Annotated in this window: 9 protein-coding genes; 1 reads left to right on the top strand and 8 read right to left on the bottom strand. The window is 70.8% G+C overall.

The window, feature by feature from the left end:
* Positions 1 to 34: 34 nt before the first annotated feature.
* From ACIGO6_RS24060 to ACIGO6_RS24070, 3 genes are read right to left on the bottom strand one after another with little or no spacing between them, the layout of a single operon-like run.
* Entirely contained in the window at positions 35 to 874 is an 840-nt protein-coding gene (locus tag ACIGO6_RS24060; RefSeq protein WP_399879506.1) for a carbohydrate ABC transporter permease, read from the bottom strand.
* A 28-nt stretch (positions 875 to 902) separates the two neighbouring features.
* Positions 903 to 1,907, bottom strand: a complete 1,005-nt coding sequence (locus ACIGO6_RS24065; protein ID WP_399879327.1) for a carbohydrate ABC transporter permease — start codon at positions 1,905 to 1,907, stop codon at positions 903 to 905.
* A 14-nt stretch (positions 1,908 to 1,921) separates the two neighbouring features.
* A complete protein-coding gene (locus ACIGO6_RS24070; RefSeq protein ID WP_399879329.1) occupies positions 1,922 to 3,238 on the bottom strand; it encodes an ABC transporter substrate-binding protein in 1,317 nt (438 codons plus the stop codon).
* Between the two features lie 189 nt (positions 3,239 to 3,427).
* Between ACIGO6_RS24070 and ACIGO6_RS24075 the strand changes: the two genes are divergently transcribed.
* On the top strand, positions 3,428 to 4,750 hold the full coding sequence (locus ACIGO6_RS24075) for an ROK family protein (protein WP_399879331.1): 1,323 nt from the start codon (positions 3,428 to 3,430) through the stop codon (positions 4,748 to 4,750).
* Between the two features lie 265 nt (positions 4,751 to 5,015).
* Here the strand turns inward: ACIGO6_RS24075 and ACIGO6_RS24080 are convergent, their stop codons facing one another.
* The 5 genes from ACIGO6_RS24080 to ACIGO6_RS24100 all read right to left on the bottom strand — a co-directional run bounded on the left by ACIGO6_RS24080 (position 5,016) and on the right by ACIGO6_RS24100 (position 14,275).
* Entirely contained in the window at positions 5,016 to 7,448 is a 2,433-nt protein-coding gene (locus ACIGO6_RS24080) for a beta-glucosidase (protein WP_399879333.1), read from the bottom strand.
* A 97-nt stretch (positions 7,449 to 7,545) separates the two neighbouring features.
* Positions 7,546 to 8,625, bottom strand: a complete 1,080-nt coding sequence (locus tag ACIGO6_RS24085; RefSeq protein ID WP_399879335.1) for a DUF1996 domain-containing protein — start codon at positions 8,623 to 8,625, stop codon at positions 7,546 to 7,548.
* A 70-nt stretch (positions 8,626 to 8,695) separates the two neighbouring features.
* Positions 8,696 to 10,867 carry a discoidin domain-containing protein gene (locus ACIGO6_RS24090; RefSeq protein WP_399879337.1) on the bottom strand — a complete coding sequence of 724 codons (2,172 nt, stop codon included), beginning with the start codon at positions 10,865 to 10,867 and terminating at the stop codon, positions 8,696 to 8,698.
* A 134-nt stretch (positions 10,868 to 11,001) separates the two neighbouring features.
* Complete coding sequence (locus ACIGO6_RS24095) at positions 11,002 to 13,197, bottom strand: discoidin domain-containing protein (protein ID WP_399879339.1); 2,196 nt, start codon at positions 13,195 to 13,197, stop codon at positions 11,002 to 11,004.
* Between the two features lie 235 nt (positions 13,198 to 13,432).
* Positions 13,433 to 14,275 (bottom strand): helix-turn-helix transcriptional regulator, encoded by an 843-nt coding sequence (locus tag ACIGO6_RS24100; RefSeq protein ID WP_399879340.1) that lies wholly within the window; start codon positions 14,273 to 14,275, stop codon positions 13,433 to 13,435.
* Positions 14,276 to 14,447: the final 172 nt, after the last annotated feature.

Raw genomic sequence — 14,447 nt, forward strand, 5'->3', positions numbered from 1 at the left:
ATGGTCGGGTGGTGCGGCGGTGGTGCCTCGGCGGTTACTTGACGGCGCCGGCGGTGAGGCCGGTGACGAGGTAGCGCTGGAGGAGCAGGAAGCCGGCGACGACGGGGAGGCTGACGACGAGTGAGGCGGCCATGATCTGGTTCCAGTACACGTCGTTCTGGGTGGAGTAGCCCTGCAGGCCGACGGCGAGGGTGCGGGTGGTGTCGTTGGTCATGACGGAGGCGAAGAGGACCTCGCCCCAGGCGGTCATGAAGGCGTAGACGCCGACGGCGACGATGCCGGGGACCGCGGCGGGCACGATGACCCGGAACAGGGCGCCGAGCGGCCCGCAGCCGTCCACCTTGGCCGCCTCGTCGAGGTCTCTGGGTACCGAGTCGAAGTACCCGATCAGCATCCAGATGGAGAAGGGCAGCGAGAAGGTGAGGTAGGTGAGGATCAGGCCGCCGCGGGAGCCGAAGAGCGCGATGCCGGTGGCGTTGCCGATGTTGACGTAGATGAGGAACAGCGGCAGCAGGAACAGGATGCCGGGGAACATCTGGGTCGACAGCACCGTCACCGTGAAGAGGCGCTTGCCGCGGAAGGAGTAGCGGCTGACCGCGTAGGCCGCGAACACGGCGATGGTGACGGAGCAGACGGTCGCCGCGCCGGCCACGATCAGCGAGTTCGTGAAGTAGTCGGCCAGCGGGACCGTTTCCCAGATGTCGACGTACGGGCGGACGGTGAGGCCCGAGGGGATCCATGCGAACTTCCCCGACACGTCCTCCAGCGGCTTCAGCGAACTGGAGATCATGACGTACACCGGCAGCAGCACGAAGACGGTGAGCAGGGTCAGGAAGATCCGCCGGCTCCACAGGAAGGACCGCGGTGCGGCCATCGGGGAGCGGGGCCGGCGGACGGCTCGGCTAGGCATCGGTGGCCTTCCTTCCTCGGGGTCCTCGGGAGGTGAACCAGAGGTAGGCGCCCGTCACCACGAGCAGGAACAGGAGCAGCAGCACCGACATCGCGGAGCCCGCCCCGAAGTTCCAGGTCTGGAACGAGGACTGGTAGATGTGGATCGAGATCAGGTCCGCGGCTTCCGGCGCCGCCTTGCCGAACAGGACGAAGGGGGTGTTGAAGTCGTTGAAGGTCCACAGGAACAGCACCAGGACCAGGACCTGGTTCACGGGGCGCAGCGCCGGCAGGGTGATGCGGCGGACCTGCTGCCAGACGCCCGCGCCGTCGAGGGCGGCGGCCTCGTAGATGTCCTTCGGGATGTTCTGGAGCCCGGCCATGATGATGAGGAAGGCGAAGGGCCAGCCCTTCCACACCGAGACGACGAGCAGGGCGATGAAGCTGTTGTCGCCGATCAGCCAGAACGGAGGGCTGTCGGTGAGGCCGAGCTGGTCGTGCAGTACGTGGTTCACCAGGCCGTTGTCCCGTTGGAACATGAACGCCCAGGTGATGACGGCGGCGTAGACGGGCAGCGCGTACGGCACCAGGAAGAGGGTGCGCAGGATGCCCCGGCCGCGGAACGCGTCCTGCATGAAGATCGCGGCGGCGGCGCCGAGCAGCCAGCACAGGCCGACCGACAGCACCGTGAACAGGCAGGTGGTGAAGAAGGACTTCAACAGCGCCTCGCCCACGGGGGCGTCGAAGTCGACCGCCATCGTGTAGTTGTCGAGGTCGGCCCAGGGGGCGGTGCTCCAGTCGCGGATGTAGAACTGGGTGAGTTCCCGGAAGCTGACGACGATGCCGATCACCATCGGCGCCAGGTGGACCAGGAGTTCGAGGACCAGGGCGGGCAACAGCAGCAGATACGGCAGTGAGATGCGGCGCAGCCGCCCGGAGCGGCGCTTGTGCGGTGCCGCCCCGGGGTCGCTCCTGCGTGCCGTCCGCTCGCCTGTGCTCAGGGCAGCGGTGGTGGTCATGGTGGTGTCCGCGCTCACTTCTTGGGCATCTGCTGCTGGGCCTTTTCGAGCTTCGCCCGCACCGAGTCGGTGGTCACCGCACGGCCGGCGGCGGCGTCGGCGAAGAGCTCCTTGACGGCGGTGCCGACGACGGTCTCGAACTGCGATTCCTCGGGGACCTGCGGCAGCGCGGTGGCACTGGTGGCGAGGGTGTCCCTGAGTACGGCGAGCGCCGGGGCGCTGAAGGCCGCGTCCTGCTGGGCGGCCTTGACCGGCGGGATGGAGCCGTACGCCTTGTTCAGGACGACCTGCTCCTCGTCGCTGGTCATGAACTTCACGAACTTCTTGGCGCCGTCGATGTTCTTGGTGTTCTTGAAGACGGCCATGTTGATGCCGGCGACCATGGAGTTGGTGGCCTTGCCCGGGCCGGGCTCGCCGGACTGCACGGGGGCGGGGGCGACGCCCCACTCGTCCTCGTTCATGCCCTGCGTCTTGAAGGTGGCCGACGCGGTCTGCCACAGCACCATGGCCGTCTTGTCCTTGGCGAAGTCGCTCAGCGACTGGTTCTGCGCGTACTCGGCGTTGCCCGGCGCGACGATCTTGTCCTTGGCCATCAGGTCGACGTACTGCTTCACCGCGGCGACCGCTCCGTCGGAGGTGAAGTCGGCCTTGCCGTCGGAGGTGAAGAAGTCCGCCCCGTGCTGCTTGCCCAGGACGAAGACCTGGTGGATGTTGTTCGACAGGTTGGAGCCCTCGGCGCCGAGCCCCCACTTGCCTTTCCTGGACAGCTTCTTGCCGGTCTCCGCCAGCTCGTCCCAGGTGGCCGGCGGCTTGTCGACGCCGGCCTTGGCGAACATCTTCTTGTTGTAGTAGAGCGCGTAGGCCATGGAGTACAGCGGGACGGCGGCCGGGTCCTGGCCCTGGGCACCGGTGGAGCCGAGCGCGGACTCGACGAAGCGGTCCTTGCCGCCGATCGCCTCGAAGTTCTTCGCGTCCCAGGGCAGCAGGGCCCCGCTGGACTGGAGCGAGGCGCTCCAGGTGTTGCCGATGTTGAGGACGTCCGGGCCCTGGCCGGAGGTGGTGGCGGTGAGGATGCGGTTGAGGAGGTCCGCCCAGGGCACGACCTCGAGCTTCACCTTGATGCCGGTCTGCTTCTCGAACTTGTCGAGCTCCGGCTGGAGGACCTTCTTGTCCACCTCCAGGTTCGCGCCCTGGTTGGAGGCCCAGTAGGTGAGCGTCTTCGGCTGCTCGTTGGACCCCTCCGAGCCGGAGGTCCCCCCGCCGCAGGCCGCCGCGGTGAGAACGAACGAGAGGGTGACGGCACCGACGGCCGCGGCTCTGATTCTGCGCATGACTCCAGAGGCCTTCCGGGAAGTGGAGGATGTCGCCCGCGGGAGCCGAGGCCCGAGCAGCGCCCCGCATACTGGCCCTGAAGCCCCCCACGGCTTAATTTAGGATGTGAGTTAAACCTCAAGCGAAGGTCGCGTCAAGGGCTCCGTCACATGTAGGTTGCGAGAATGACTTCGGAGCAAGGGGGCAGGGTGAGAGTGCGCAACGGCCGTACGGTGCGTGACCTGCGGCGGGAGAACCGCACCGCGGTATTGCAACGGTTGTATTTCGACGGGCCCTTGAGCCGCTTCTCGCTCGGTCCCGCCACCGGGCTGAGTTCCGGCTCGGTGAGCAACGTGGTCTCCGAACTGGTCGCCGAAGGACTGGTGGAGGAGGCCGGAAGCGTCGACTCGGCCGGCGGCCGTCCCCGCACGCTGCTGCGCGTCAGCGCGCGGAGCGGGTACATGATCGGTGTCGACATCGGCGAGACCAGGGTGCGGATCGAGCTCTTCGACCTCGCCCTCACCGAGCTGGCCCGGGTCGAGAAGCCGCTGGAGACGGGCGGCCCGCGCCGCCTCGACCGCTATGACGTCGGCGTCGTCGTGACGCACCTGCGGGAGGGCATCCCCGAGGTGCTGGCCGAGGCCGGAATCGCGGCGGAGCGGCTGCTCGGCGTCGGGATCGGGGTGCCGGGCATCGTCGCCAGGACCCCGGAGGACGGCGCCGTCGTGCACGGCCAGACGATCGGCTGGGACGCCGTCCCCCTGGAGCGGCTGCTGCGCGAGGCCCGCCTGCTGCCCGACACCGTGCCGTACTACATCGACAACGGAGCCAAGACGCTCGGGCAGGCGGAGATGTGGTTCGGCGCCGGGCGCGGCGCGCAGAGCGCGGCGGTGGTGCTCTTCGGCTCCGGCGTCGGCGCCTGCGTCGTCAGCGACGACATGGGTCCGGGCAGGGCCGTGGAGTGGGGGCACCTGACGGTGCGGGTGCGCGGTCGCCGGTGCCGCTGCGGTGCCCAGGGCTGCCTGGAGGCGTACGCGGGCGCGGAGGCACTGCTCCAGCGCTGGGCGGAGGCGGGCGGGCAGCCGCCGGCGGGTGCGGACGAGGAGACCGCGCTCACCGCGATGCTCGCGGCCGCGTATCCGAATCCGGACGCAGCGGGGACCGTGCCGGAACCCGATGGCACCGCCCTGGCCGTCCTCGAGGAGACCGCCGAGTATCTGGGCGCGGGGTTCTCCGACCTGATCAACCTGTTCCAGCCCGAACGCATCCTGGTCGGCGGCTGGGCCGGACTGCAGCTCGGTCGGCGCTTCCTGGACTCGGTGACGGCCCACGCCACCTCGTACGCCCTGACCTATCCCGCCGCCCAGGTCCGTATCGACCTCGGCACCCTGGGACCGGACGCCGTCACCGTGGGCGCCGCGATCCTGCCGCTCGCCGGTTTCTTCGCGCGTGGCGGCAGACCGGAGGAGGCCGAACCGGTGGAGCCGGACCCGGCGTGGCGGACGGCCCTGCGGGAGCGCTCGGTGCAGTGAGCGGCGCCTGCCGCCCCGGCTGTGTTCTCCACCGGCAGCCGGACCGGCCGCGGCCCATGGCTCCCGCCGCCGTGGAAGCGCCCCGCGCACGCGCCGACCTCGGGTCCTGTGCCACGGAACCGGCGCAGCCGGCCCCCACCGCGGGCCACGCGTGGTGATGCCCGGGCATCGGCCGAAGGCGCGGCGCCCGCGGAGTCCCCACGGCACACGCGGGCCTCGGCCCGGCGCCGCTGCCCCGTCGAACGTGCTGCCTGGACCGCCCCACTCAGGGGCCGCTGACGGTGATCCTCCCCTCCACCTGTGTGTCCCCCGCCGACCTGCCCACCATGAGCCGGTAGGGGCCGGGCTCAGTGGACCAGCCGTGGTCCGCCTCCGACCAGTGCCGCAAGGCGCGCGGACCCACCACCACCTCGGCACTCGCTGTCCGGCCCGCTTCCGCACGAACGGCCGCGTATCCGGCGAACCAGCGCTCGGGACGCTCCACCGCCGAATCGGGGCGGGCCAGGTAGACCTGCACGACCTCGCGCCCGGCGCGGGTGCCGGTGTTGCGCACCGTCACCCGGACCGTGAAGGGCCGACCCGCCGCGACGTGCGCGGGAGCCTCCACGGCCGCGTACTCCCACGTCGTGTAGCCGAGTCCGTGGCCGAACCAGTAGGCGGGCTCGCCTCCGGCTCGCAGCCACGCCCGGTGGCCGATGTGCAGTCCCTCGGCGTAGTCGAGCCGGCCGTCGACCGGCCGGGTGGACGTCACGGGCGCGTCCGCCAGGGTGGCCGCCCAGGTGGTGGGGAGTCGACCGCCGGGTTCGGCGAGGCCGAACAGGACGTCGGCCAGCCCCGCGCCGGCCTCCTGTCCCGGGAACCACGTGAGCAGCACGGCGCCCGCTTCCCGACGCCAGGGCAGCTCGACCGGACCGCCGCTGTTGACGACCACGACGGTGCGCGCGTTCGCGGCGGCCACGGCGCGGACCAGCGCGTCCTGGTGCCCCCCGAGCGACAGTCCGGCCCGGTCGTACCCCTCGGTCTCGCTGTGCTCGGTGGTGCCGACGACCACGATCGCGGCGTCGGCGTCCCGGGCTGCCCGCACCGCGTCCTCCAACGCGGTCGCCGGGTCCGGTTCCGGCGGCGCCGCGGCGACGACGGTGGCGCGTCCGCGGCCGGGTATCAGCTCACGCCGGGCCACCACGTGCACGGGCCGTTCGGCGGTCAGTACCGTCCGCGCCGTGTGTACGGGCGGGTTGACGTGGACGACGGCCGGGTCGTCCGTGTCACCGGGGAAGTCCCCGTCCAGGAGCGTGCGGTCGTCGACGGTGAGCGTCATGCGTCCGAAGCCCCCGACACCGAACGTCCACTCTCCCGGTCGCCGGGGATGCAGCACCGCGCCGATCTCCACCGTGTGTGCGCCCGGGGGCAGGTCCGGCTCCAGCTGCCGGCCCGAGAGCCGGTGCTCCGCGTACAGCTCCCGCCCCGCCGCGTCCAGCACCCGCAGGAGCACGCCAGGGGCACCCGATTCCGGGTCGGTGCACCGGTCGGTGCCGAGGGGGAGGGGCGGGGACCCCAGTGCCGGACCGGGCTCGTACACCACCCGGGCCCGCCCCCGCAGCCGGGCCCGGACGCCCGCCAACGGGGTGACCACGCCGGAGCAGAAGACACCCGCGCTGCCGCCGCCCTGGACCCGGGGGGACGCGGCGTGCACACCGACGACCGCGACGGTGGACAGCCCGGCGGGGTCGAGCGGCAGGACGGCGTCGTTGCGCAGCAGGACCGAGCCGGCACTGACGGCGCGGCGCAGCAGCGCCCGGGTGTCCCGGGACGCCGTCGCCGGCACCCGGCGCGGGCGATGCGGTTCCAGCGCGCCGACGCGGTGGGCGAGCCGGAGCAGCCGGCGCACCCTCCCGTCGACGGCCTCCTCGGCGACCAGGCCGTCCTTCACCGCCCGCACCAGCGAGGAGCCCCAGGGACTGTCCGGGCCCGGCATCGCCAGGTCGAGGGCGGCGCGGCCGGTTTCCTCGGTCGTGCGCACGGCCGCCCAGTCGGAGACGGCGACCCCGTCGAACCCCCATTCGCCCTTGAGGGGTTCCGCCAGGAGCGGGCTGGCCGTCATGGTCGTGCCGCCGACGGCGTTGTAGCCCGCCATGACCAGCCACACGCCGGCCTCGACGGCTGCCTCGAAAGGTGCGAGGTACACCTCGCGCAGGGCGCGTTCGGACGCCCGGACGTCGACGGTCAGCCGGTCGGTCTCGGAGTCGTTGCCGACGTAGTGCTTGGCGGTGGCCGCCACCCCGAGAGCTTGGATGCCCCGGATCAGCGCGGCCCCGGTACGGCCGGTCAGCTCCGGGTCCTCGGAGAAGCACTCGAAGTGCCGGCCGCCCAGCGGGCTCCGGTGGAGGTTGAGCGTGGGGGCCAGTACCACGTCGACGCCCTTGCGGGCGGCCTCGGCGGCGAGCAGGCCCCCGAGCCGCTCGACCAGTTCCTCGTCCCACATCGCCCCGAGGGCGGAGCCGGAGGGCAGCAGGACCGAAGTGCGCCGCTCGTCCCATGCCTCGCCCCGCACCCCGGCGGGCCCGTCCGAGGCCACCATCTCCCGCAGCCCGATCCCGGGCTCGCCTGCGGTGCGCCAGGTCGTCGCGCCGGTGAGCAGGCGCACCTTCTGTTCGAGGCTCAGTCTGCTGATGAGCTGGTCGACTGTCTCGTCGTCCATTTCCGCCCCCACTTCCTTTCCCCTTCACCCTTCAGCGGAGGGGGCCCGGCGGCACCCGCGCCGAGCGGGTGGCCGGACCCCCTGTGAACCGGCCGGGTCAGGGCAGCCGGTGATCCTCGTTCAGCACCGGGGCGAGCTCCGGGTAGTTCTGGTCGTAGCCACGCGTGTCGCACTGGAAGCCGCCCACGATGCAGCGGTCGACCAGTGCCTTGAGGGTCCTCTCCTCCCAGGCGTTGAAGAAGTCGTAGTGGAAGGAGTAGCCGCGACCGCTGGCCAGGCGGACGTCGCTCATGTCGCCGTTGACCGGCCAGGCCATCTTGAACTCGATCATCGGCAGGGCGACCGGGTGGGAAGCCGGGCACATGTTGTCGTTGGTGCCGGGTTTGACGACCGGGTAGGCCATGTGGCTCTTGTGGTCGGGGGTGTCGAGGTACGTGCCGTCCCAGCAACTGGGCGCCTGCATGCGCAGGTTGAGTTGGACGTCGGGCCGCTCCGGGCAGCTCGCCGGGATGTCGACGTTGAAGAAACTGTCGCCGCATTCCCAGCCCTCGACGAAACCCTTGTGGCTGCGGAACTCCTGGGCGCTCTGCATGGGGTCGCCGACGACGAACCGCAGCCCCTTGGGGAAGGGCCGCACGCTCGTGTAGTCGGTGACGCCGGCCTTGTAGTAGATGACCTGCGGGCCGACCGGAAGGATCTTCCTGTCCCCCTTGTACAGGGACGGCATCCAGTACGCGGAGGCATCGGCCGGCGCCTTGCACGTGGTGTTGCCGCCGTAGAGGCTCGCCGTCGTGCTGCCGGCGTTTGTCGTCGTGTTGCCCATGAAGGTGTGGTCGTGGGACTTGCCCGGCTGCCCCGGGTACACGATCGGGTCGTCCGGCGCGGTGTGTGTGACGGCGCAGTTGGCCTGGAACTCCTTGTGGTAGCGCGACGGCGGGGTGGCCTCGGACGGGGTCACGCCGGCGACCGGGGGAACGGCGGGTATGTACCCGTCGCCGTCGGGGTCGTCGGCGGACGCCCGGGTCGACACCGCCGTCGTGTGCCCGGTGTGAGCGCCGGCCGAGGCGGTCGGGGCGTCGCCGGGTCCGGCCGCCGTGGCGACGGTGCCGATGCCGAGCATGCTTGCGATCAGTGCGCTGCCGAGCAGCAGCGCGGGGAGATTCGAACGCGGTCTCATGGGGCCTCCTGCCCGCTGAGGTGCTGAAGGGGGTGGTGCGAAGGGCGCCGCCGGACGCCCTTCGCCGTCGTCAGCTGTAGATGCCGAGCTCGTGCAGCGAGTAGCCCCAGCCGGTGCCACGCGCCGTCAGGTGCAGTCGTACGTGCCGTGCGGTCGTCGCGACGTCGATGGTGTCGATGTCGCCGTTGCCCGCGGTGGTGGTGTGGACCGTGCGCCAGGTGGTGCCGTCGTCCGAGACCTGGACCTCGTAGGACTTGGCGTAGGCGGGGTCCCAGACGAGCTGGAGCTTGCGGACGGGGGTGGGGGCGCCGAGGTCGACCCGGATCCACTGCGGGTCGCTCCAGTCACTGGCCCAGCGCGTGTCGGCCCTGCCGTCCGTCGCCTTGGCGGGCTCGCATGGGCAGTCGCCGTACGACGGCTGGAAGGAGGACGCGGTGGTGGGCTTGTTCAGCGCCACGTTCGTGCCGGTGACCGGCGGGGCGACGACCTTGACCGACCTCGTCTCGATGCCGGCGTTGCCGCGGCCGTCCTCCGCCTGGATGTACACCTTCCACACGCCGAGCTTCTCCGGGGCCGTCACGGCGAAGGTCCCGTTGCCGGTGGACCGCCACTCGGCCTCGACCAGGCGCTTGTCGCCGTTCGCATAGTTGCCGCTGAGGAAGACCTTGTACGTGATCGGATCGCCGTCGGGGTCGCGTACGTCCGCGCGGACGGTGAACTCGCCGCCCGCCGGAGCCGAGGAGGCGGGGGCGACGGACATGGTCGTGATGACGGGCGGGGTGTTGTCACCGCTGGTCGATCCGCTGTACGCCTTCTTGACGGCGTAGTAGGACAGCCTCTTCAGCCCGTCGGGCACGAGGTTGAACCAGATGCCGCCGAAGTCGTGCTCGACGCCGTAGTGGAAGAGGGTGGCACCGAGGGCGACGCCCCGATGGCCGGTGACGCAGTCCCAGGCCTTGGTGTAGCCCTCGGCCTTCTGCACGTCGGTCGGCTCGTCGGGGATGCCGTTGGCGTCGTCGGGCACCTCCCACTCACCGGCCGGGCCGCCCTCGGTGATGACGTACGGCTTGGTGTAGCCGCCCTCCTCCCAGTCCTCCTGGACGTTGCAGATGTCGCCGTAGGAGTTCATCGAGTACAGGTCGAGGTCGGGCGCGTTGCGCTTGTAGTACGGCCAGGCGCCCGTCCACGCGTCGGTCGACGTGACGGGGTGGTCGGGGTCGATGCCGTGGATCTTCTTGGCGACGTCGTTGACGAAGCCGGTGTACGCGTTGCGCTGCGCCTCCAGCTCCGTCCCGCTGTAGCAGTTCTGCAGACCGAGGACCGACTCGTTGCCGACGTTCCACATGAGGATCGCCGGGTGGCTCTTGTACGCCTCCACCCACTTGGCGAACTCGGTGAGCATGTTGTTCTTGTACGTGGTGTCGGTGACGTAGTTGACGCAGCCGCCGGAGCCGGGCCCGCCGCCTGGTTGCAGCCAGAAGCCGTTGACGACTCGGATGCCGTTCGCGGCGGCGCTGTCGAGCAGCGGCTTGGTGCCTGCGTCGGTGCCCCAGGTGCGGATCGTGTTGACGCCCATGGACTTGACGTCGGGCATGTACTTCGGGGCGTCCGCGATGGCGGGACCCCAGGTCAGGCCCTTGACCGTGTAGGGCCGGCCACCGACGGTCAGTTGCCAGTTCCCCTGGGAGCCGGTGACCGCGACCGCTCCTCCTCCGACCGGGGGTGTGCCGTCCGTGGTCCCGTACACCTGGAACTCCCACAGGGAGTAGCCGTAGCCGCCGGAACGCTCGGTGCCCAGCATGCGGACGTAGCGGCCGGAGCCGGTGACGGCGACCTCGTCCGTGCCGCCGTCACCGCCGGTCACGGTCTTCAAAGTCCGCCAGTCCGTGCCGTTGTCGGACGCCTGGATCTGGTAGCTCTTGCCGTACGCGCCCTCCCAGGTCAGCACGACACGGCTGAGGTCGGACCGCTGTCCGAGGTCGACCTGGAACCATTGCGGGTCGCTCCACCGGCTGGCCCAGCGGGTGCCGGTGAGGTTGCCGTCGACGGCTGCCGACGCGGCGTAGCCGTCGCCTTCCTGGGACGAGGCGGTGGCGGGCCTGCCCTGGGAGAGGAGCGTTTCCGCGGCCTGGGCGGGCGGAGCGGTGAGGGCGAGCGACGACGCCACCAGTGCGCCGAGGGCGAGCAGGGGGACGCCGGCGCGGCGGCCGACTGGTCTGCGGTACGTGGGGGCTGTGGACACATCTGCTCCTGGCGGGTTGGGGAGAGCCGACGGGGCGGGGCTGTGGGAGCGCCGCGTGATGGCCCCTCCGGGCCGGAGGGGGCGCGGGGATGTCGTCCGGCCCGGAGGGGAGTTGGGGCCGACGGGCGGCTTGGTCAGGGGAAGGACACGACGGTGGACGGCACGGTCGAGGTTCCGCCGGGCTCGGTCGAGGCGCCGGTGTCGTTGACGACGTGGTTGTAGTGGCCCATGCCGCCGAGGGAGACCACGAGGAGGCTGTGGAACTTCACTCCTGGCTTGACGGGCGTCTTGAAGCCGTGATCCTGGCGGATGTTCGGGTCGACGTTGTAGTTGCAGTAGCTGCCCAGACCCCACGCCTCGTGGGTGTCCACCGAGTCGTCGACCCGGTAGGCGGCGTACCCCTTGGTCGTGCCGTTCTGGATGGCGGCCTGGTTCGGGGCGTCGTACGCCTTCTCGTTCTGGTAGAAGATCGTCCGGCCGCGTTCGCCGTACCACTCGACGTCGTACTTGTTGAAGTGCTCGACGAACAGACCGGTGGCCAGGACGTCGTCGCCGTTGACGCGGACGCCGTAGTCGGCCCGGTTGGTCTCCCAGCCGACGCCCTCGCCGTGGTCGGCCCGCCAGACCCAGGTGTGGTCGATGATCGTGTCGTGGCTGTTGACCACCATGCTGGTGGTGGCCTTGCCCGCGCCCGCGCCGCCGATGCGGATGTAGACGTCCTGCACGGTGGTGGGGTTGGCCGCGTGGTCGGTGGACGCGCCCTGCGGGCCGACCTCCAGCAGGGTGGGGGAGTTGACCGGTCCGGCGTCGATGAGGAAGCCGGCGAGTCGCACGCCGTCGACGTCGGCGACCTTCATGGCGGTCACCCCGTTCTCCGGGACGATCGTGGCGAGGCCGAGTCCCAGCACGATGGTGTTCGCGCGGTTGACGTTGATCGTCTGGTCGACGTGGTAGACGCCGGGGGTGAAGAGCAGGTGCAGGCCCTGGGCGAGGGCGGCGTTGATGGTGGCGGCGGTGGCGCCGGGCTTGACGACGTAGAACTTGCTCAGCTGGATCGACTCGCCCTGAGGCGTGCCGTTCGCCCAGGTGGTGCCGCGCGCGTTGGTGCGCTTGGCGGGGGCGAAGACCTTGTACTCGTCGCCGTCCAGGTAGAGGAAGGGCTTCTCGCGGGAGATCGGCGTCGTGTCGAGCGTGGTGTAGCGGGGCTCGGGGAAGCTGGTGGCGGGCGCGCCCTCGACACCGGAGAAGACCTGGTTCCAGACGCTGTTGGACCAGCCACCGATCGAGCTGTCGCGGGTGTACCACTGCTGCTGCGAGTAGTTGCCGACCTGGCCGTCGATCTTGCTGTCGGCGATGTAGCCGCCGCTGGCCCAGCCGTAGCCGTTGGGCGCGAGGTTGAGGCCGCCCTTGACGTGCATCCGGCGGAAGGAGGCCGCCTGTGAGACCGCCCACCGGTTGGTGCCGTTGACCGGCTTCACGGCGAGGTTCTCCGCGCCGCGCCAGAAGTTCTGGGTGGCGTTGCCGTTGAACCAGCCGGCGTCGACGGTGATGTCACCGTTGATCGTCGTGTCGTCGGGGCGCAGGCCGAGACCGAGGATCTGGGTGTAGAAGCCGATCTGGGCGTTGAGGTTGTTGTAAGTCCCCGGCTTGAAGAGGAAGGCGTGCCGGCCGGAGCCGAACTGGGCCGACTCCTGCTCTTGGAAGACCTGGTCCAGCTTGGCCTGGATGCCGGGCGTGGACGGGTCGAAGACGTGCACGTTCGGGCCGAGGTCGCCGCCGCCCGGGATGACCGGGCCGGGGTCGTCTCCGGTGGTGCCGTACACCTTGAACTCCCAGAGGGAGTAGCCGTATCCGGTGGCGCGGGTGGTGCCGAGCATACGGACGTACCGGGCCGTGCCGGACACGTTCACTGTCTCCGTGCCGCCGGCGCCGGTGGTGGTGGAGTAGGCCGTCGACCAGTCCGTGCCGTTCTGGGACGTCTCGATGCGGTACGACTTGGCGTAGGCGGCCTCCCAACGCAGCTCGACCTGGCTGAGGGTGGCGGGGGCGCCGAGGTCGATGCGGATCCACTGCGGGTCGGAAGCGGCGCTGGACCAGCGGGTGCCGTTGTCGCCGTCGACGGCCGCGGTCGCGGGGGTGCCGTAGTGCTCCTGGCTGGAGGCGGTGACGGGCTTGCCCTGGGACAGCAGCCCGGGCGCGGCCTGGGCCTGCGTGGCGGGGGCGACGGCGAGCATGGCCGCGGCCAGGGCGGTGACCAGGAGAGCGACGAGGCCGCGGCGACCGGGTCTGCGCGACACCGGCACCGCCGGGGGTATGCCGACAGGGGGCATGGAGAGACTCCTTGACACGGGTTGGGTGGGAGAGCGCTCTCCGGCACCTTGCCCGGCATGCCAGTCGCGGTCAAGGTTCCTGACACGCCTTTTCTTTCGGCTTTCATTAAGTGTGGTTGGTGAACCTTCGGGGCACCGGGGCGAGGCCGGAGCGGTCGCGGGGCGAAGTGGCTTCGCCACCGTGAACCGGGGCCGGCCGCAGGGCCGGAGAGGGCCGGAGAGCCCGGAAGGAGAGTCAGCCGACTGTCTGGGTGCCGATGACCGAGAGCAGCCGCAGCTTGTCGTGGCTCTCGGAGCCGGGGGCGGCGGTGTAGACGAGCAGTTGGTGCGACTGGTCGGGGTCGAGGAGGGTCTGGCAGTTCAGCTCCAGGGGCCCGACCTCGGGGTGCACGAAGCGTTTGACCCGGCTGGGGCGGACACTCACCTCGTGCGTGTCCCACAGGTCCCGGAACTCCTCGCTGCGCTCCAGGAGCAGACCGGCGTAGTGGGCCGCCAGGGAACCCGGGCCCCTCAGCGTGACGATCCGGCGCAGTCCGGACGTGAACACGCGGGAGAGCAGCGCGTGGTCCTCCGGTGCGTACAGCGCGCGGGTGGCCGGCAGGGTGAACCAGCGGAAGCCGATGCTGCGTTCGGCTCCGGTGAACCGGGTGGTGTCGCCGGTCAGGGCCACGCCGAGCGGCGTCTGGCGCAGGGTCTCCCCGAGTTCGGTGACGATCTCGGCGGGGGTGTCCGACAGGCGGTCGAGGATGCGCAGCAGGCCCGGGCCGACGTGCTCGCCGACCGCGCCGCGGACGGGTGGGTGGTGCCCGGCCAGACGGAACAGATGGTCGCGCTCGTCCAGGGACAGATGGAGGCCCTGTGCGATCGAGGCGACCATCTGTTCGGAGGGTTGCGGGCCGCGCTCCTGCTCCAGACGCGCGTAGTAGTCGGTCGACATGTGGCACAGCGCCGCGACCTCCTCGCGGCGCAGGCCGCTGGTCCTGCGGCGCTGTCCACGCGGGAGTCCGACGTCCTCGGGCTGCAGCAGCTCCCGCCGGCGCCGGAGGAAGGCCGCCAGCCCGGTCCGGTCGATCTCCATGGTGCTCTCCTTCTGTGCCGCTTCCCTTTCTAGCGCCCCTGCGGCGCCGCAGCCACGGATCGTCGATCCCCCTCTCCGGCACCCGCTGCCGCCACCGCCCGGCGGAAGGGCCGGAGGAAGCCCCGGTCCCGGAATCAGAGGATCGGCAGGTCCTGCCTCCCATCGGCGGATT

Origin of the sequence: Streptomyces sp. NPDC053750 (genome assembly GCF_044544295.1) — a bacterium.
In the GTDB taxonomy this organism is placed as follows: Bacteria; Actinomycetota; Actinomycetes; order Streptomycetales; family Streptomycetaceae; genus Streptomyces.